The sequence below is a fragment of the Segatella maculosa OT 289 genome (genome assembly GCF_000243015.1).
Classification (GTDB): Bacteria; Bacteroidota; Bacteroidia; order Bacteroidales; family Bacteroidaceae; genus Prevotella; species Prevotella maculosa.
The window spans coordinates 80,035-99,715 of sequence record NZ_JH594501.1 but is presented as its reverse complement, the minus strand read 5'-3'; the positions used below and the strand labels follow the sequence as shown (position 1 = coordinate 99,715).

Below are 19,681 nucleotides of genomic sequence, written 5' to 3'. Positions count from 1 at the left end.
ATAAGGGTTTTATTCGTACATTTGTATCATTATTAAGCACATTTACATGAAGTGTTTCCAATCACAATCTTTTCTTTCTTTGCTTTTCATCAGTGTTGTCTTCGGCTTTGTTTCGTGCGCGAAAACTAAGGAAAAACCAGCCTTAACAGACGAAGAACACGCCATGGTTGTGGCGGATGAAATATCGAATCACAACATAAAAGGGTTTGCGGAAGATGCCCATGGGCACCTTTGGATGGCAACATTCAGGGGACTTAACAAGTTTGATGGCAACAAATTCTATCAGTATTTCTGCACAGATGACTCGACCGGTTTGCCGGATAACAACGTTACGGGGGTGTTTTGCGACAGAAACAAGCGGATATGGGTTTCTACTGTGAACGGTGTTTGCCGGTATACTGACAAAAATACCTTTGAACGTATAGCCATGGACGACAAGAACCTCAACGTTGTTCAATTGCTCATCACGCCGAACAACCGCATAATAATATACACAATAGGTTCCTTATTGGAGTATGATGCCCGCAAAAACCGCTTTGTCAAGCGACTTGGGAACCTCGATCCGCAACATAATTTCATGGGGCGTGTCATCATAGACAGGCACAATAGCGTGTGGATTCAGAACTTAAACTGTCTTCGTCGCTATGAGGGAAAGCGATTATCGTTGGCAGATTCCATCGCTATGCCAAAGGGTTTCTCTCCTACATACGCTTACATGGAGGACGACGGGCGCATCTGGTTGTGTGGTGACAACCGTGTTCTTGTTTACAATCCGGCCGCGCGTGCTTTTGAAAATGCACCAGATGCGATTGCAGGGAGCCCTGTTTTCAGCCATGATCGGATATATTGTATCCACCCATATAATAAAGGTGGACTGCTTATCAGCACTTCTAAAAATGGCATTTTCTATTATGATAAGGCATCAGAGACGCTACTTTCTCCCCAAGAACCGGGCTTCCCGTTCGACGAACCCTATTTCAAAGTTACACAAATGTACACAGATTCCAAGAATAACTTGTGGATGGGATCTTCCGATCAAGGTTATAGTGTCGTCTATCAGTACAATAAAATTTTCAATACCAACAACTTTTTGGTCAAAGCAGTGGGCCATCAATCGGTGTTAGCCGTGGCAGAAGATAAGGCAGACAACCTGTTTATATCAACCAAGATGCGTGGCCTACTGGTGTATAACAGGCGTGACAACACGCTGAAATCGCTTTCTTTGGAAGGTCTTAAAGTGAGCGATTACAAGAATGAAATAGGGAGTTTGCTTGTTGATAGCCGTGGATACTTGTGGATGGCCAACGGTTCAGAAGTCGTCAAAGCACGCTATAATGGTGAAACATTGGTGCCGGAGAAACGCTATCCGGTCTTCTACACCATGTCATTGACGGAGAGTAAGGAGGGAATCGTGTGGGCAACGTCAGCCTCAAATAGGGTTTTTGCATTCATGCCTGACGGAGAAATGAAGCCAAACACACTCTATCCGGCAACCTTTGTCTTCGTTCCTGTGGCGTTGCCGCTGCGTTCCGGCGGACTACTCACAGCTGCTTTCTTACAGGATCTGGTTGAGATAAATCCTCAAACGTTTGAGGCAACGAAGTGGAATGTAGACAATAATGATTGGAAAAAGAGCCTTCCGCGATCGGTTTTCATTCCTACAGACCTCTATGAAGACCCGCATGGGAACATTTTTGTAGGCACTGTGACAAACGGTTTGGTTTGTATTGCCCCCGATCATGTGCGGGTTCATCGCGTTGAAGGGCTTTCATGTAAAGACATTTCAGCGATAGAACCCGATCAAAATGGCAATATTTGGGTGAGCACAATGAACGGTCTTAATAAGATAGATGGGCTTAATGGCGCGATAACTTCTTATTATTCGACCGATGGGATCGGCGGAAATCAGTTCAATGACCGCGCTTCTTGCTGTTTGAAAAGCGGCGAAATGGTGTTTGGAGGAACCCATGGATTGACCATATTCAACCCGGGTAACCATTATACGAGGCAGAATATTCCGCTGGTTTTCGAGATGTTGAAAGTACATAATGAGGTTGTTTCGCCTGATAGGAGCGATTGTATCGATCGCAATCTGGAAGACCTTCCGACGGTTTATCTTAATTATAAGCAGAATAGTTTCAGCATTTCGTTTGCCGCTTTGGCCTATGGTGATTACGAACGGGCCTGCTATTCGTATCGAATGGAGGGCTTTGACGAAGATTGGATAGATGCAGGTAATAGCCATGAAGCATTTTATTCGAATCTCCCGGCAGGCCGTTATACGCTCAAGGTGAGGGCGAAAAGCAAGGGAAACAATGAGTTCACGGCCAAGAACGAACTTGAGATCGTTGTCAGTCCTGCGCCTTGGAACACGTGGTGGGCGTGGACTTTGTATGCCTTTATGTTTGTGATTGTCCTGCTCTTGCTGCGCCGTTTGCGCCTACGATCGATTAAAGAGAAGGCCGAAATGCATCGGGCAACGGAGGAAAAACAGCAGGAACAGCGTATAAACCGTATGAACATGAGTTTCTTTGCGAATATTTCACATGAGTTCCGAACGCCGCTTACGATGATTTCGGGGCCTGTTTCCATGCTTTGCGACGACCAAACTATCTCTGAATCCAACAGGCGTTTGTTGATGATAGTCAGGCGTAGTGTGTCTCGTATGCTGCGTCTTGTGAACCAATTGATGGACTTCAACAAGCTCGAAAACGACACATTACGCTTGAAAGTGCGCCGCATGGACATCATCGCTGAGCTGTTTACGATCTGCGATATATTCAAAGTAAATGCTGAAGAAAAGGGAATAACGTTCAAATCGGTCGGTTTAGAGGACTCATTTCTGATGTTTCTTGACCGAGATAAGTTAGAAAAGATTATGAACAATCTGCTTTCAAATGCCATGAAGTTCACTCCTAAAGGCGGAACCATCGTTGTTAGTCTCGATGTTGCTGCCGGAAAGGCGACCATTATGGTGCAGGATAGCGGAAAAGGAATCCCTGATAGTGAGCTTGAAAACATTTTCCAACGGTATTACCAGCTTGACAATCAGACGAAAGGAAAGCTGAATTGGGGCACAGGTATCGGCCTTTATTATGCCCGAAAGCTGGCCGAACTGCATCATGGAACATTGGTTGCCGGCAATAAAGAGGGCGAACCGGGAGCCGTGTTCACCCTTTCTCTTCCTGTTGATGACTGCTGTTATACCGAAGGCGAGCGTGCTTTGCCCGAAGAAAATCAGGAAGAAATGTTCCCCATCGCCCCTCTTCGCGATACAACCGCAGCCGAAATACACGACACAGAGGGCCGTCCTACGATCTTGGTTGTCGATGATGACACCGAAGTTGTGAATTATCTTCAGACGTTGTTGATGCCTTATTACAATGTGATTTATCGCTTTGATGCTGAGAGTGCTTATAAAGCTATCGGCGAAGATGAGCCAAACTTGATCTTAAGCGATGTCGTCATGCCCGGTAAGACAGGTTATGAACTGTGCCGGGACATCAAGGATAATCTGCAATTATGCCACATTCCAGTGATTCTTGTCACCGCAAAAGCAACGGTAGAGAGCCAAGTTGAAGGACTCAACACGGGTGCTGATGCTTACATCACAAAGCCTTTTGACCCCAAATTGCTGCTGGCTATGATTCATTCACAGCTGGCCAACAGAGAGAAAGTCAGGCAGTTGCTTGTTAGTTCCACGCAGACCGATGCCATTGATGAAAAGGTATTGTCGCCCCAAGACAAGCGTTTCATGGACGAGCTCTATAAGATTATGGAAGCAGAATTGGCCGATTCGGAACTTGATGTGAGGCACTTGACGGAACGATTACACGTGTCGCGCACCAAATTATATTATAAGATGAAAGGGTTGACGGGCACAAATCCAAGCGTATTCTTCAAGACTTACAAGTTGAATCGGGCTGCAGAACTCATTCGAGAAGGCGGATATACGATGGGAGAGATAGCTTATTTGACGGGGTTTAATACGCCGAGCCATTTTTCAACAAGCTTCAAAAAGCAGTTCGGAGTGTCGCCGAGCGAGTATAAATAAACTGTTTTGCAACTCTGTTTTGCCCAAACAGGGCTGTTGCTCCCGCCTTTTCATAGTGCTAAAGTAATAAAATATTGGGGAGAGGGCATTGATTTCACAGATTTTTTTAATAAATTTGTGGATATGAAAATAGGAGTTTTTTGTTCTGCGAATAACGGAATTGATGCCGAATACTTCAAGAAAACCGAGGAATTGGGGGCTTGGATGGCGCGCAACGGGCATGATGTCGTGTACGGAGGTTGCAATTGCGGACTGATGGAAACCATCGGAAAGGCCGTCCATGAGGGTGGGAGAAAGGCCATAGGTGTCATTCCCCGCGTGGTTGAAAAGGGCGGACGCGTCAGCAATTCGGTTGATGTGAACATCGCATGTGACAACTTGAGCGACCGTAAAGACCTGATATTGGCCCAGAGCGACGTGCTGATTGCATTGCCAGGTGGCATAGGTACGCTCGATGAAGTGTTCACTGTGGCAGCCAGCCGCACGATAGGTTATCATGCAAAAACGGTGATTCTATACAACATGAACGGCTTTTTTGACTCGCTTATCGGCCTGCTTGACGACCTACAACAGCGTGGAATGATTCGCGGAAAGTGGTCGGATTATATCCAAGTTGCAACTGATTTGGAGGACATTCAGTGCCTGATTGGGCGTTTATAAGGGTAAGTTCCCATTGTTTTCAGCTTGAAATGAGAGGCGGTTTTCATTATGATTGGCCAGCATGACGAGTCGTTATGCGATTATTTTTTTTCGATTTCATAACCTTTTTCTTTGTATAAATCAAGAAAAAAACGTATTTTTGTGCTATAATTTAACTTTAATATATCAGAAATTATGAAGAAATTCTTTATGATGCTCCTTGTGAGTACTTGCCTTACAACCGCATCCTATGCGCAAGTAAAAGTAGAAGAACCCGAATTTGCAGAAGAAACTCTGCTGCTTACTTCTAACACACAAGGCGTAAAACTCAGTCGAGAAAATGGAACTGTAAAGACCAAGGCCGGCGCAAGCCTTTATCTTACAGGTATAGGAAAAGTAAAATCACGCCTTACTCTGCAAGGTACGAAATCAACCAGCCAAGTAAAAGGTTCAACAGAGACGCGTCTTATCGTTAAAGCAATCAATAATGAAACTGATCCGAACTCGTTTATCAACATATTTAAGTTCGAAATAAAAGGAAAAGAGCGGAGATACCAACTCGCGGAAGCGGGAACACTCTCTAAAACCGAGACAAACAATCTCTCAAGTGTAGACTATAAGGCCAAGAAATATGGTAAAAGTTCTTATCTTCTTGTGCTTGAAGGACTCACACCAGGCGAATACGGTATTGTTATCGGTGACCCCAATCATGAAAATACAAAGAATTCGATGAAAGTTACTACATTTACTGTTGAATAATCAAAAAGATAATAATATAACCATGCGTCTCCTTGACGGGAGGCGCATTTTCTTTGTGTGTAAGTTGGTTGAAAGCATACACATAAAGAGGTGAGAAACCTCTGCTGGCAAGGCTATTTTTTCGCTTTTTCTTGGTAAAGTAGCCTGGCAAATGGCTATTTATCTATCGCCCGATAGATAAAATCGATTGCAGGAAAGGATAACTTTGCCTATCTTTGCAATGTCAATCAAGTCACACAAAGGCTGCAAACGATTGACAGAACAAAGAATATTCACATTAAAAACAAAAACATTATGAAAATAGAAATGCCAACGTTGCCTTATGCAACCAACGCTTTGGAGCCGGTTATCAGTGAACAGACCATCAATTTCCACTACGGAAAGCACCTGCAGAACTATGTAAACACGCTCACTTCGCTGGTGAAAGACACCGAATGGGCCGATAAGAGCGTGGAAGACATCGTGAAAGGAGCACCCGATGGGCCGCTTTTCAACAATGCCGGACAGGTTTTGAACCACGCGCTCTACTTCTCTCAGTTCCGTTCGCCACGTCAAAACAATCAGCCAGAAGGCCGTTTGCTGGAAGCTATCAACACTTCGTTCGGCAGTTTCGAGAACTTCAAGGCACAATTCACGCAGGCTGCGACGACACTCTTTGGCTCTGGCTGGGCATGGCTCGCACAACAGGAGGACGGAAAGCTTGTCATTACGAAAGAAGCCAACGGAGGAAACCCCGTTCGCCAAGGCTTGAAGCCTATCTATGGACTTGATGTTTGGGAGCACGCCTACTATTTGGACTTCCAAAACCGCCGTGCCGACCATATTGCTGCAAGTTGGGACATTGTCGATTGGGACGTCGTTGCCCGAAGGTTGCACTAAGACTGGTTGCCATAAAGGTAAGAAAAACAAACTACACAGGATAACATACACGACAAAGGAAGCTGGCTATGAGGCCGGCTTCCTTTGTCTTTGTATCCCGTAGAGGTCTCATCTAACCGATAGGTCGCATGATTTCTGTCGGAATTCGATGGATATTGGGAAAAAATCCGTAAGTTTGCAGGGAGAAGAATACGGGCCGTAAGCATGGAACAATGTAGCCCCAGCCTCTTCAAACAAGCAAAAACGGAATGCAATGACAAGGATTGAGCATTTGGCAATGTATGTTGAAGACCTCGAAAAAGCAAGGGATTTCTTCGTCAACTACTTCGGTGCAGCCTGCAATGACGGCTACCATAATCCGAAAACCGACTTTCGTTCCTACTTCATTTCATTCGAAGGCGGGACAAGATTGGAGCTCATGAACAAGCCAACCGTTGAGATTAATCACCGAAAGCGGGAAGTTACGGGCTATATCCACGTGGCCTTGAGCGTGGGAAGCAGGAAGAAAGTGGACGAACTGACTGCCCGACTGCGCACAGATGGCTATGAAATCGTGTCCGGACCACGCATCACGGGCGACGGTTACTATGAAAGTTGCGTCGAAGGTTTCGAAGGTAACCTGATAGAAATAACGGAATAGCCTCGTAAAGGTACTTACATATCGACCGTGAAACCATGTTCAGAGACTTGCTGACACACATCTTCGGATTATTTTTCGTACACATTGGTGCCTGTTTGCGCTGGCTGTACCACGAAATCAAGGGGAGAGAGCGTTACAGCTACCATGCTTTCATCACCGATTCTCCATTGCTCGACGGTGTCAAAAAGTTTTATCAAGAGGCCTTTGAAGACTGGAAACGGCAGCAGAACGAAAGAAATGCCCGGGCCAAAACGCTGCTTAATGCCCGCCAACAACGGATTTTCAATGCACTGAAAACCGAAGGTTACGGTCGAGAAGAGGCCATCGAGGCTATGATTTCGGCCGGAGATATCACGCTGACAGACACGGATGTCTTCCCTCGGAACCCCGAATACTTCACCAACCGCGGCTTCGATGCCCTCATCGGTCTACTGTTCTGCCTGATGATCGTCGTGTTTTACTGTTATATCTGTTAAGAAAAAGCCATGTCTCTACTGTCTTCTATCCTTTATCCTGCGCCTCGTTTGCATGAAAGCCGACTGAAAAACCGGTTCAACGGCCGGTGGGTGGTCGTCACGGGAGCCTCACATGGCATCGGTGAAGCCTTGGTTCGAAGGCTGATGCACTATGGGGCTAATCTCTATTTGCTGGCAAGAAGCGAGCCCGAATTGCAGGAGCTGTGTCGCGAAGCACGTGCCATGGGTTGCCGTGCAAGCTACCGTTGCGTCGATTTACGCGACAGATTGGCATTGAATTCTGTGTGCGGTGACTTGGCAAAAACGCTGCCATCGGTGGACTTTCTCTTCTGCAATGCGGGCAAATCTATCTGCCGCAGGCTTGTAGATGCAGCCGATCGGCTGCACGATTTCGACCGGACAATGGACCTGAACTACCGTTCCATGGTGGCATTATCGCTCACTTTACTGCCCGCTTTGCGCCGAACTGGCGGCCAACTTGTCTACACTTCGTCGGTCAGTAGCCTTTATCCTCCGGCCCCAAAGTGGTCAGCTTACCACGCTTCCAAGTGCGCTTCTAACGTTTGGTGCCGCACAGCTGCGTGCGAATGGCATTCACTTGGCATCGGTGTCCACGTGGCCTATCTGCCTTTGGTGCGTACGCCAATGTCGCAAGTCAACCCAAACTACCACGCACTTCCGGCTTATTCGGCCCACGATGCCGCCGGAATCCTGTTGCGATTGGCCTTGAGTAAGCACTTTGCCTACAAGCCGTGGTGGGCTTGGGTGACCGCTCCTGTGGCCTCGTTCCTTGCACCTTTCGTTCGATTCTTTTATCAAAAAGCCGCCCGATGAACCTGTCTTTACTCCGTTCCCTTGTGCGTTTGCATCTCATTACGCCGCGCGGTATCATGCGATTGCTGGGTTGTCTGCTGCGCGAAGGCATCACGTTGATGGCCGTTCTCCGCTTTTCGGCCCGTTATCATGCGGCAGATTGCGCCTTGATTGCCGACGGTGAGCGCATCGATTACAAGGAGTTTTACCACCGGGCACGGTTGTTAGCCGGTATATTGTACGCTGATTACGGTCTGAAAAGCGGCGACCGTGTGGCCTTGCTGTGCCGCAATCACATGGCTTCGGCCTTGCTCCTGCCGGCCCTTTCACGCTTGGGCGTTCACGTGAAACTGCTGAACACCGACCTCGGAAGCCGACAATTGGCCCACCTGATGGCCCGTCCTTTCGCACTTTTCATCTATGATGAGGCCGAAAATACAGCCATGTCGGTGCCCGATTCCTGTCCGAAAACATCGTCCGAAACGCTGATGAAGCGCATGAAAGTACAGCCGTCGACAGTCCGCATTTCCCTTCCTTATATAAAAAGAGGTGGAGTTATCAGCGTGTTGACGGGCGGTTCGAGCGGCAACTATAAGGAGGCTGCCCGCCAAACCGGCATATTTGCGTTCCTTTCTCCATTCTTTTCGCTGCTTCAAGACGTCCATATTGACCGCTATCAGAGCGTGCTTTTGGTCCTTCCTTTCTATCATGGTTTCGGCTTGGCCACGTTGATTATCTCGCTTGTCATGGGCAAACGGATTTGTCTTTTGCTTCATTTTGATACGAATGTGCTTGATGCGATAGCAAAAGAGCACATAGAGGTGATGCCAATCGTGCCGGCTATGCTCGCAAGATTGTGGCAATCGGACCATGCCGAGGCCCGAATGAAGTCGCTGAAATGCCTCATCAGCGGGGGTGACAGGCTGGAAAAGCCATTGGTTGAGAGGACTTCGGCGAGCTTGGGTGATGTGCTTTACAACCTTTACGGCACGTCGGAAGCAGGCTTTTTCATGCTGGCTATGCCGCAAGAACTGCTTCGTGGCGATGAAGTTTCCATCGGAAGACCTATCCGTGGCATGCAATGTGCCGTCAGAGATGCCGACGATGAAGGCGTAGGGACACTGTGGGTGAAGTGCAAATGGGCTATGAATGGCCGGCAAAATCGCTGGCAATCGACGGGCGACCGCGTGTTTCAAGCACCCGATGGCCGTTATTTTCATCGCGGAAGAGTTGACAAAATGGTGGTTTGTGGGGGCGAAAATGTCTATCCGGAGCACGTGGAAGCGTGTTTGAAAGCCCACCCGTTGATTGCCGAAGCACTGGTTTTTGCCGTTCCCGACGCCCGTTTCGGCTCGGTACTTCACGCTCGGATAGAACCTCAAAAAGGGGCCGTGCTCACCGAAGACGCGTTGAAACAATGGCTGAAGCCACGGATTTCGCGGGCCGAAATGCCTCATCGCTTCATCTTTGCCCCCATAAAAATACTGTCAACGGGCAAGAAAAGCCGATGAAAAACGCCTGCCTTGAGCCGGCCGGCTCTCTTGTTTTTGTCGTCCTCTCAGTTTGTTTGAGCAACAACCCCCTTGTCCTTATCGCTCAATTTCGGCCATTTTAGGCCTAAACGTCCTTTTACCGTTTTATGTTTTTACCTTTTAACCTTTTCATAAGCCACCAAAATGCGGGGATAAGGAACAAATCTGCCATCACCCAAGCCACGGGATCGGCATAGCAAACGCCCGTCCAAGTCAACGCCGGCACCAACCAAAGGCTCACACCGCAGCGGGCTAACATCTCCATCACGCCGCTCATCATGCTCAAATTGCTGTAGCCGAGTCCCTGAATGCTGTAGCGTAGAATGACAAGAATGCCCAACGAAGGATAGAACCAGTTGGCGATGCGCATCAAAAGAGCGGCATTTGCAATCACTTCCTGCTCGCCGTTGTTGACGAAAAGCATCATCATTTCGTCGGCAAACGGGTAGATGACGGCCACGGTCAGCACGAAATAGGCGAGCATAACGAGCATGGCATCCTTCACACCTGACTTGATTCGATCGATACGACCAGCTCCGATGTTCTGTCCGCAATAGGTCGCCATGGCCACACCTATGTTCTCCAGCACGCAAGTAAAGAGGTATTTGATGCGCAAAGCAGCTGTGAATGAGGCCACATATACTGTACCAAGCGCGTTATTTGCACTCTGTAACATGATGATTCCAATGCCTGTTATCGAGAATTGTAGGCCCATTGGCACGCCATTATTCAAGAGAATGCTTATCCTTTTGTTGTCGAATTGTCGTTCATCTCCCTGTGGAACGAGCATCGGCATGTGGCGTCTGATGAACCGATAGCACAGCCATGAGGCGAAAGCCTGACTGAGTAGCGTGGCTATTCCGGCCCCTTCGACACCCATTCCCAGCAGCAGAATGAGCACCACGTCAAGCAAAATGTTCACCAACGACGATACAATCAGAAAATAAAAAGGCTGCTTTGAATTGCCCAAAGCCCTGATTTGACCGGCATAAAGATTATAAGTTATGGTGAAAGGAATGGCGCAAAACTGAAGGAAAAGGAACACATAAGCATCGTGAAAGATGTCATTCGGCGTGTTGACAAGCTGGAGAATCTTCTCGCAAAGCAGGCATGAAAGCAGCGTAATGACCACGGAAAACACCACAGCAATGCGCAAAGCGTTGCTCACATAGCATCGCATTTTGTGGTAATCTCCAGCACCGAAGGCCTGAGCCACAGGGATTGCGAAGCCCGCACAGGCTCCGTTGCAGAAGCCCATGATGAGAAACATGATGCTACTTGAGGCACCTACGGCGGCCAAAGCGTTCACTCCAATCCACCGACCCACGATAGCTGCGTCGATAATCAGGTACATCTGTTGCAGCAGATAGCCCAAAATCAAAGGCACGGCAAATTTCAATATGGCGCGAGCAGGGGCACCTTCGGTCATATTTTCAATGTGGAGCGAGGATTGTTGCGTGTGAGAAGACATATGAGGGAATGTTGAATGTGAATTGTTGAATGTGGAATTGAAAGAGTAAATCGCGTAGAATGAAGCATGTTCAATGAGCATTCAAATCATAAAGTTCAAAGTTCAAACGCCAAAGTTCAATGCTAAAAGCTTACGCTTTTCCTTTGCAAAGTTATAAAAATTATAGATAAAAGTGTATCTTTGCGGCATGGGAACCGTCGTTTTGGAACATTTAACCATCGGATACGCGGGGAAACAGGTGGCAAGCGACTTGCAAGCGACCCTTCAGGCGGGCGAGTTCACATGCCTGTTGGGCCCGAATGGCGTGGGAAAATCGACGCTCTTGCGCACGCTTTCGGGCTTTCTCCGCCCGCTCGAAGGCTGCGTTCGCCTCAATGGAAGGGACATTTCGGGTCTCACACCCCATGAACGTGCCGGGCAAATTGGCGTGGTGCTCACCACGAAACCCGATGCCGGACACATCACGGTGGCCGAGCTTGTGGGCATGGGACGCTATCCTTACACCGGCTTCTTCGGCACCTTGCGTAACCGCGACCGCCGGATTGTCGACGAAGCCTTGGCATTGGTGGGCATAGAACCGTTGAAAACGCGGTTGATAGGCACGCTGAGCGACGGCGAACGGCAGAAGACCATGATCGCAAAAGCACTGGCCCAGCAAACGCCGGTGATATTCCTTGACGAGCCGACGGCCTTTCTTGACTTCCCCAGTAAGGTGGAAACGATGCAGCTGTTGCGCCGTTTGGCCCACGAACTCCATAAGACCATTCTCCTTTCCACGCACGATATCGAACAGGCTTTGCAGGTTTCCGACCGCCTTTGGCTCATGGATAGCGGTGCGCTCCACGTGGGATCGCCGCGCCAACTGGCTGCCGACGGTTCGCTATCGCGTTTCATTCAGCGCGGCAACATACGCTTCGATGCCGACAACCTGCGTGTGTTCATCACATAAAAACGCCTCGTTGAAGGCTGGGAGAGGCTCAATGGTGATTGCTCCCTTATATCTTCACGGACAAAAGAGCAGCACCATTTCCATTATACCGTTCCTGCAACCCAATTCTACTTATATCTTCACGGATAAAAACACTGCCCTGAAAAGCAACCCTAAAGACTTTGTTTTCCACCTCCGCCCACTTCGTTTTTCCGTTTCAGCCGTTTTGGTTTTCAATCTCAGCCATTTCGCCGTCCAATTTCAGCCATTTTGCACGGTGAAATGGGCCATATTGCACGACAAAATGGCTAAGATTGAAACACAAGGTTCAAGTCGTTGATTATCAATATGAAGCATCTAGGGACGCACGGCTCGTGCGTCCGCCCACGTTTTAGTTGACAGTGAACGAGTAAACAAATTAACAAGTTGATTGTTTCATGCAGAACGGACGCACGAGCCGTGCGTCCCTACATACCCATCATGGTTGTATTGATGTATAAAATGATGGATAGGGCGGGCTGCTTGAATGCATGTAGGGACGCACGGTCCGTGCGTCCGCCCACATTTTAGTTAACAGTGAACGAGTAAACAAATAGACAAGTTGATTGTTCCGCGCAGAACGGACGCACAGACCGTGCGTCCCTACATACCCACATTGTTCATATTGATGTGTAAAATGATGGATAGAGTGAGCTGTTCGAATGCATGTAGGGACGCACGGTCCGTGCGTCCGCCCATATTTTAGTTGGTAATGAACGAATAAACAAATTAACAAGTTGATTATTCCACGCCGAACGGACGCACGAACCGTGCGTCCCTACATACCACATTGCCCATATTGATATGTAAAATGATGGATAGAGTGGGCTGTTCGAATGCATGTAGGGACGCACGGTCCGTGCGTCCGCCCACGTTTCAGTTGGCAATGAACGAGTAAACAAATGGACAAGTTGATTGTTCCGCGCAGAATGGACGCACGAACCGTGCGTCCCTACATACCCACATTGCCCATATTGATGTGTAAAATGATGGATAGGGCGGGCTGCTCGAATGCATGTAGGGACGCACGGTCCGTGCGTCCGCCCACGTTTTAGCTGGCAATGAACGAGTAAACAAATTGGCGAGTTGATTGTTTCGCGTAGAACGGACGCACGAGCCGTGCGTCCCTACATGCTTCTTGTCTGCAAATTATTTTTAATATAGCAAATCCTAAAGTTCAAAGTTCAAAATTCAATGTTCAAAGTCAAAATCCCTACATCGCTACGCATGTATGTTTCATGGCAAGGCAATGGGCATTGGTTTCCGATATGCGGCACATTCCCGGACACAATCATGCGTCTTTTGTACGATATTAGAATGTTTTTGTATTATTCTGCCATGAACAACGGGCCGATTTCCCTAATTTTGTCATTCAAAGTTGAACAATTATACAACCTTTTCAGATTAAGACATGAATCGTTTAAGGAAAAACATTACGAAAAAACGCATATTGTCGCTCCTCATGATGTTCACATCGGTGGCAATTTGTGCACAAACTAAACTCTCAGGTGTAGTGAAAGACAACACTGGCGAAGCGATGCCGGGAGTCAGTGTGGTGATAAAAGGCACGAATATCGGTACGGTTACCGACCTGAGCGGAGCCTTTAGCCTGCAGACCGACCGCAAGGAAGCCGTGCTTTCTTTCTCATTCTTGGGCTTCGTTACGCAGGAATTGAAGGCCCAACCGGGCAAGTTGATGACCGTGACCCTGCTGGAAGACAACAAAAGTCTTGAGGAAGTGGTGGTCATCGGCTATCAGGAAGTGAGGAAACGTGACTTGACCGGGTCTGTTTCCAAGGCCGATGTGGGGGCGCTTATCAGCACACCTGTGTCGTCATTCGACCAGACATTGGGTGGCCGTTTGGCTGGAGTTAACGTGTCGTCTAATGAAGGTATGCCCGGAGGAAGAATGAACATCGTTATCCGAGGCAACAATTCGCTGACGCAAGAGAACTCACCTTTGTATGTCATCGACGGCTTTCCGGTAGAGGATGCGAGCATTGCAGGGTCTATCAACCCGTCGGATATCGCTTCGATTGACGTGCTGAAAGATGCTTCGGCCACGGCAATTTACGGTGCACGTGGGGCAAACGGCGTCATCATCATCACCACAAAGAACGGCCAAATCGGCAAACCTAAGGTGAATTATGACGGAAGTATGGGTTGGCAAACGGTGACCCGGAAGATCCCAATGATGAATGCTTACGACTTTGTTTCGCTGCAAAAGGAGATGTATTCAAAGACTGTAGACGACACCTACCTGTCTCTTCACGACGGAAAGCAGTGGACTTTGGACGATTATCGGAACATTCCGCAATACGATTGGCAGGACATGATCTTCAGAACTGCCCCATTACAGAACCATAATGTGAGCCTCACGGGTGGCAACGAGGGCGTGCGCTACACGGCATCCGTGTCGTATTACGACCAAGACGGCGTGGTGTTGAACTCCAACTACAACCGTTTGCAGGGCCGATTGGGCACGACCATCAACCATAAGAAGTGGAGAGTGAATCTCAACCTCAACTATTCTCAGGCCCGACGCATGGGACAATCGCCCTCGGGCTCGTCTCATTCGGGCATGAACAACCTCTTCTACAGCGTGTGGGGCTACCGTCCTGTGACGCAACCCGGCCTGCCTTTGCAGTCGTTGGTGGAGAATGCGACAGACGACGACGTCAACAATACGACCGATTATCGCTTCAATCCCATCATGTCGTTGAACAACGAATACAACAAACAAACGACAACTTACTTGCAATTCAACGGTTTTGTGGAATACAAACTGACGAAAGAACTGCGCTTGAAAGTGTCGGGTGGCTACACTGATACACGCTTTGACAACGACATGTTCAACAATTCAAAGACCCGATATGGCGGCCGTACGTCGATTGAAAAGGTGAATGCGCAGGTCATTCGCACCAAGCGTGCCACATGGTTGAACGAGAATACGCTGACATGGCAGACCAATTTCAACAAGCGTCACTATCTGAATACGCTGTTGGGTTTCTCACTTCAGAACTCAGACTATGAATATTATCGCTTCAAGACCATTCGCATACCGAACGAAAGCCTTGGAATGGCCGGCATGAGCGATGGAACACCGACGGTGACCCGGTCGGATAAGGCCTCTTGGGCCATGATGTCTTACTTCGGTCGCGCCAATTACAACTACAAATCAAAATACTATGCCACCGCAACAATGCGTGCCGATGGTAGCTCAAAGTTCAGAGGAAAGAACCGTTTTGGCTACTTTCCCTCTGGATCTTTGGCGTGGAACGTCACCGAAGAGAAGTTTATGAAGCCCTTACGCAGCACGATGAACAGCGGAAAACTACGCTTGAGTTGGGGTTTGACGGGTAATAATCGCGTGGGAGAATACGACACCTACGGGCTTTACCAGCTGCTCAAGGACCGCGAAGGCGACCTCGTTTCGCTCGGAAGTGTCCCAAGTGGCGTCTTTCCTTTCAACAACGACAACACCAATGTGGGCATGGTTCCGACCTCAATCCCCAACAAAGACTTGAAATGGGAGACCACAGAGCAATGGAACTTGGGCTTCGATCTTGGCTTCTTCAACGACCGTATCGGGCTGACAGTAGACCTTTACAGCAAGACAACACGCGATTTGCTGTTGGTATCGAGCCTTCCTTTGTCTTCAGGTTTCGTCAGTGCGACGAAGAATGTGGGCAAGGTTCGCAACCAAGGTTTGGAAATTACGTTGAATACCACCAACATCAAGACCAAGAATTTTGAGTGGACAACGAACTTCAACATTGCTTTCAACCGCAATAAAGTGCTGGCTTTGGCAGACAATCAGACGGCACTGCTCACCGCAGCACAGTTCGATCAGAACTTCAACACGCAGAGTAGCTACATCGCAAAGGTAGGACATTCGATGGGAACCATGTATGGTTACATCTATGAAGGGACTTATAAGTATGAGGATTTCAATAAATCGGGCGACAGTTATACGCTGAAATCGAACGTTCCTCACTTCGCTTCAGAGGCCAACACGCAGCCCGGTATGCCGAAATATCGCGATGTGAACGGCGATGGTGTCATCGATTCGAATGACTGTACGACCATCGGTAACGGACTTCCCAAGCACATCGGCGGCTTTACCAACAACTTCTACTATGGTGATTTCGACCTCAGCGTGTTCTTCCAGTGGTCATATGGCAACGATATATTGAATGCCAACCGGCTGATGTTCGAGAGTTCGTGGAACAAAGCCCGTGAACTGAACCAGTATGCCAGCTACGCTGAACGCTGGACGGTGGACAATCCGACGAGCAATATTCCAAGGGCTACGTCCTCAAGTTCCAACCGTGTGTTCTCTTCGCGCATCATCGAAGACGGTTCGTTCCTGCGTTTGAAGACCGTGACCTTGGGCTACAGTGTTCCGAAGAAGATGCTTTCGCGCTTCAAAATCGACCGGTTGAGAATCTATTTCGCCGCACAGAACCTGTTTACCCGGTCCAACTACAGCGGTTATGACCCCGAAGTATCCATCAAGGATAGTGCCCTGACCCCGGGATTGGACTTCTCTGCCTATCCGCGTGCACGTAGTTTCAGCTTCGGCATCAACCTTGGTTTCTAATCATATATATAAGTATCTGCAATGAAATTATCTAAATTATCGATCATTATACTGTCGGCAGCCCTGATATTGACTGCAAGCTGCGACTTTCTGGATAAAGAACCGACGCGAACAACGTCGGGAAGCTACTTCAAAAACGAGGCCGAAACGGAGTCATTCCTTAAAGGTGTGTATGCTATTCTGACTCAAACCTCTTTCTATGGCAACGATTATTTCTTCCTTGCCGGCGGAGATGACTTGGAAGCCTACGGTGGTCCGGGTCGTTCTCCGGTCACAAGAGGCTTGATTTGCAACAATGCCAACAGCAGTGACCCTGCGGTTACGGCCTTTTGGTATACGCTTTATGCCGGCATCAACCGTGCAAATATCTTCTTAGAGAGTGTTTATGGGGTTTCGGGACTGCCCGAATCGGCCAAGAAAAGAATGGCCGCAGAGGCTCGGTTCCTGCGTGCTTTCTATTATTTTAACCTCGTTCAGTGCTGGGGAGACGTTCCTTTCAAGACTTCTTCCACGCAATCCGTAGATGGTTTGCAGATTGCACGCACGCCCAAAGAGCAAATTTACGACTTTATCTGCAAGGAGATGGAAGAAAGTGCCGACCATCTCAAGACGGCATCTGAGAACGGTTATCTGCCGGGAAGCGTCACCAAGTCGGTGGCATGGGGCATCTTGGCAAGGGTATACATGTTCCGTGCCGGCGAATGTTTCCGCGATGGCGTGGCACCCGACCCAACCTTGCGCAAAACCTATTTCACAAAGGCCGGCACCTTTGCCCAGAAAGTAATGTATGAAGGGCATACGCTTGCGCCAAACTATTGGGATTACTTCATCGACCAGTGTTCCGACAAGTACAACACGACAGGAAAGGAGAGCATTTGGGAGGCAGAATTCACGGGAAACTACAGCACCGACACCCGAACGGAGGGACGTGTGGGGAATATCATCGGCATTCAGGCTCCCGATTTGTCGAGTAAAGCCGAACTTACCGGCAAGGCTGACCCCGGATTTGGCTATTGTTTCTTTTGGAGTACGCCGAAACTGTATGAGCTCTATGAAGCAAACGGAGACAAGAATCGCATGAATTGGAACATCGCTCCCTTTACTTACACGCAATCCAAGTCGGGAAAAGGCGTTGACGGCCGTATGTTCGAGAAGGGAAAGCGTGATGAAGTGAAGGCACAATACTGGAACAAGTCGTTCAGTTACGGCGATCAGCCTTCCAATGCGAAGTTCGGCGACCGCGAAAAGACCACCGAGACCACGGATTACAGTAGGGCATGCGGCAAATGGCGGCGCGAATACGAACCGGACAAGAAGAATAAGAACTTTACATTGGTCAACTTCCCAATCCTTCGCTATGCCGATGTGTTGCTGATGGTGGCAGAATGCGAGAATGAAGTCAACGGTGGGCCCACGACATTGGCCTATCAATGCATCAACGCTGTTAGACAGCGGGCTGGTATAGCCGTTCTTGCAGGCCTTAATCAGGAAGATTTCCGCACGGCTGTTAAGAATGAGCGCGCCATGGAGCTGTGTTTCGAGATGACACGACGTTTCGACTTGATTCGTTGGGGCGAATTCAAGGCCAATATGAATGCGTTGGTTGCCAGAGCCAAGAATGGAAGCAACTGGACCTTGGGTCCTTCCAACGTCTACACGTATTTTCAAGTGTCGGATACCTATAATTATTTCCCGATTCCATCAAACGAGATGTCCGTCAACAAGGCGATTAAGGACAATAATCCAGGATGGTAGGGAGCAAAAGCGCCTATTTCTCAGTATTCAATTTGTTATCCAATAAATTCAAACGATATGAAACGATATATATATTTATTGATTCCATTGTTGGCCTTCGCCCTTGTCAGTTGTGAAGATGAGCTGGAAGAGAAGGCAGCCTTGAACGTAACGGTTTCGTCCACGGGCAATGTTACATGGGAAGGCAATACAGTTGTCGTCAAGAAAGGCACGCCGTTGACTTTCGATTTCACGGGAAATCCCGACTTCATTACTTTCTTTAGCGGAGAATCCGGCCGTAAATTCATCTATCGGAAACGCGATCAAGTGGCATTAGAAGACATTGTGTCGTCTAAACTGAGCTTTTCCGTCTGGTATCAATATGGTAATGCCGCTACTTCGGTCAATCTGTTGAAGCTGTATCTCTCGGAAACGTTCCCGGGACTCGCTAAAAACAAATTCGAAGCAGACTCCGTTCTGGTCGAAGGCTTTGCATGGAACGACCTCGTTGACCCTTCCAAGATGCCAACAGCACCCAGTAATGCAGCCAATGCAACGCATTTCGAAGTAGACTTCACGCCTTATCTCGGCAAACGCATGACAATTGCAGCCTGTTATAAGCCTGTTTCCAACGCAGCTGCACAGCCACGCGTGAATATCGTAGGTATGAAAATCGTCAACACCATGAAAGACGGGACGACTTCGACCCTCTTTGCCGGCGATTTCAACTTTACGCCCATCAACATGATGTGTCATCACCGCTTGAATGACCAACGTTCGATGACAGTTAACCGTGAATACGGCTCAGTTACCAACAGTACGAGCGGTATATGGAACCTTTCGGGGGCCACAAAAGGTGATTTCTTCATTCATAGTTCCAACAGTGGGGCCAAACTGAAATACAGTTGGCTCGTCTCAAACATGATTTTAGCCAATGCCTGCTCGCCGGATTACGGGCAACCCATCAAGAATGTGACGGAGGGAACGTCCTCTTATACCTATATATATAAGACTGCGGGTACCTATAAGGCTACTTTCGTGGCAACAAACAGCAACTATAAGGCCGAGTCGCAGGTGTTGCGCGAATTGAACATCAAGGTGGTTGAATGACGAT

At 48.4% G+C, this 19,681-nt stretch carries 13 protein-coding genes; 12 read left to right on the top strand and 1 reads right to left on the bottom strand.

Features of this window, described 5'->3' with window-relative positions:
- Positions 1 to 235: 235 nt before the first annotated feature.
- The 8 genes from HMPREF9944_RS02705 to HMPREF9944_RS02670 all read left to right on the top strand — a co-directional run bounded on the left by HMPREF9944_RS02705 (position 236) and on the right by HMPREF9944_RS02670 (position 9,771).
- Complete coding sequence (locus tag HMPREF9944_RS02705; protein ID WP_244861103.1) at positions 236 to 4,054, top strand: two-component regulator propeller domain-containing protein; 3,819 nt, start codon at positions 236 to 238, stop codon at positions 4,052 to 4,054.
- 123 nt (positions 4,055 to 4,177) lie between these two features.
- A complete protein-coding gene (locus tag HMPREF9944_RS02700) occupies positions 4,178 to 4,714 on the top strand; it encodes an LOG family protein (RefSeq protein WP_008564304.1) in 537 nt (178 codons plus the stop codon).
- A gap of 174 nt (positions 4,715 to 4,888) precedes the next feature.
- Complete coding sequence (locus HMPREF9944_RS02695; protein WP_019968203.1) at positions 4,889 to 5,452, top strand: hypothetical protein; 564 nt, start codon at positions 4,889 to 4,891, stop codon at positions 5,450 to 5,452.
- Positions 5,453 to 5,743: 291 nt separating this feature from the next.
- A complete protein-coding gene (locus HMPREF9944_RS02690) occupies positions 5,744 to 6,331 on the top strand; it encodes a superoxide dismutase (RefSeq protein ID WP_044113250.1) in 588 nt (195 codons plus the stop codon).
- Between the two features lie 253 nt (positions 6,332 to 6,584).
- Positions 6,585 to 6,971 carry a VOC family protein gene (locus tag HMPREF9944_RS02685; protein ID WP_008564294.1) on the top strand — a complete coding sequence of 129 codons (387 nt, stop codon included), beginning with the start codon at positions 6,585 to 6,587 and terminating at the stop codon, positions 6,969 to 6,971.
- 35 nt (positions 6,972 to 7,006) lie between these two features.
- Positions 7,007 to 7,447 (top strand): hypothetical protein, encoded by a 441-nt coding sequence (locus HMPREF9944_RS02680; protein ID WP_008564292.1) that lies wholly within the window; start codon positions 7,007 to 7,009, stop codon positions 7,445 to 7,447.
- Between the two features lie 9 nt (positions 7,448 to 7,456).
- The gene (locus HMPREF9944_RS02675) at positions 7,457 to 8,281 is read left to right on the top strand and encodes an SDR family NAD(P)-dependent oxidoreductase (RefSeq protein WP_008564291.1); all 825 of its coding nucleotides are present in this window, start codon (positions 7,457 to 7,459) and stop codon (positions 8,279 to 8,281) included.
- Positions 8,278 to 9,771 carry a class I adenylate-forming enzyme family protein gene (locus HMPREF9944_RS02670; protein WP_008564290.1) on the top strand — a complete coding sequence of 498 codons (1,494 nt, stop codon included), beginning with the start codon at positions 8,278 to 8,280 and terminating at the stop codon, positions 9,769 to 9,771. Before HMPREF9944_RS02675 ends, HMPREF9944_RS02670 begins: the two co-directional genes overlap by 4 nt.
- A gap of 118 nt (positions 9,772 to 9,889) precedes the next feature.
- Here the strand turns inward: HMPREF9944_RS02670 and HMPREF9944_RS02665 are convergent, their stop codons facing one another.
- Positions 9,890 to 11,263: an MATE family efflux transporter gene (locus HMPREF9944_RS02665; protein ID WP_008564289.1), complete on the bottom strand. Its 1,374-nt coding sequence runs from the start codon at positions 11,261 to 11,263 to the stop codon at positions 9,890 to 9,892.
- A 187-nt stretch (positions 11,264 to 11,450) separates the two neighbouring features.
- On the opposite strand from HMPREF9944_RS02665, the gene HMPREF9944_RS02660 reads away from it, so the two are divergent.
- From HMPREF9944_RS02660 to HMPREF9944_RS02640, 4 genes are all read left to right on the top strand, one after another.
- Positions 11,451 to 12,212 (top strand): ABC transporter ATP-binding protein, encoded by a 762-nt coding sequence (locus HMPREF9944_RS02660; protein WP_008564288.1) that lies wholly within the window; start codon positions 11,451 to 11,453, stop codon positions 12,210 to 12,212.
- A 1,429-nt stretch (positions 12,213 to 13,641) separates the two neighbouring features.
- On the top strand, positions 13,642 to 16,833 hold the full coding sequence (locus tag HMPREF9944_RS02650) for a SusC/RagA family TonB-linked outer membrane protein (protein WP_044113248.1): 3,192 nt from the start codon (positions 13,642 to 13,644) through the stop codon (positions 16,831 to 16,833).
- Positions 16,834 to 16,854: 21 nt separating this feature from the next.
- Complete coding sequence (locus HMPREF9944_RS02645) at positions 16,855 to 18,588, top strand: RagB/SusD family nutrient uptake outer membrane protein (protein ID WP_008564283.1); 1,734 nt, start codon at positions 16,855 to 16,857, stop codon at positions 18,586 to 18,588.
- Positions 18,589 to 18,645: 57 nt separating this feature from the next.
- Positions 18,646 to 19,677, top strand: coding sequence for a DUF5017 domain-containing protein (locus HMPREF9944_RS02640; protein ID WP_008564282.1), 1,032 nt, complete (start codon positions 18,646 to 18,648; stop codon positions 19,675 to 19,677).
- Positions 19,678 to 19,681: the final 4 nt, after the last annotated feature.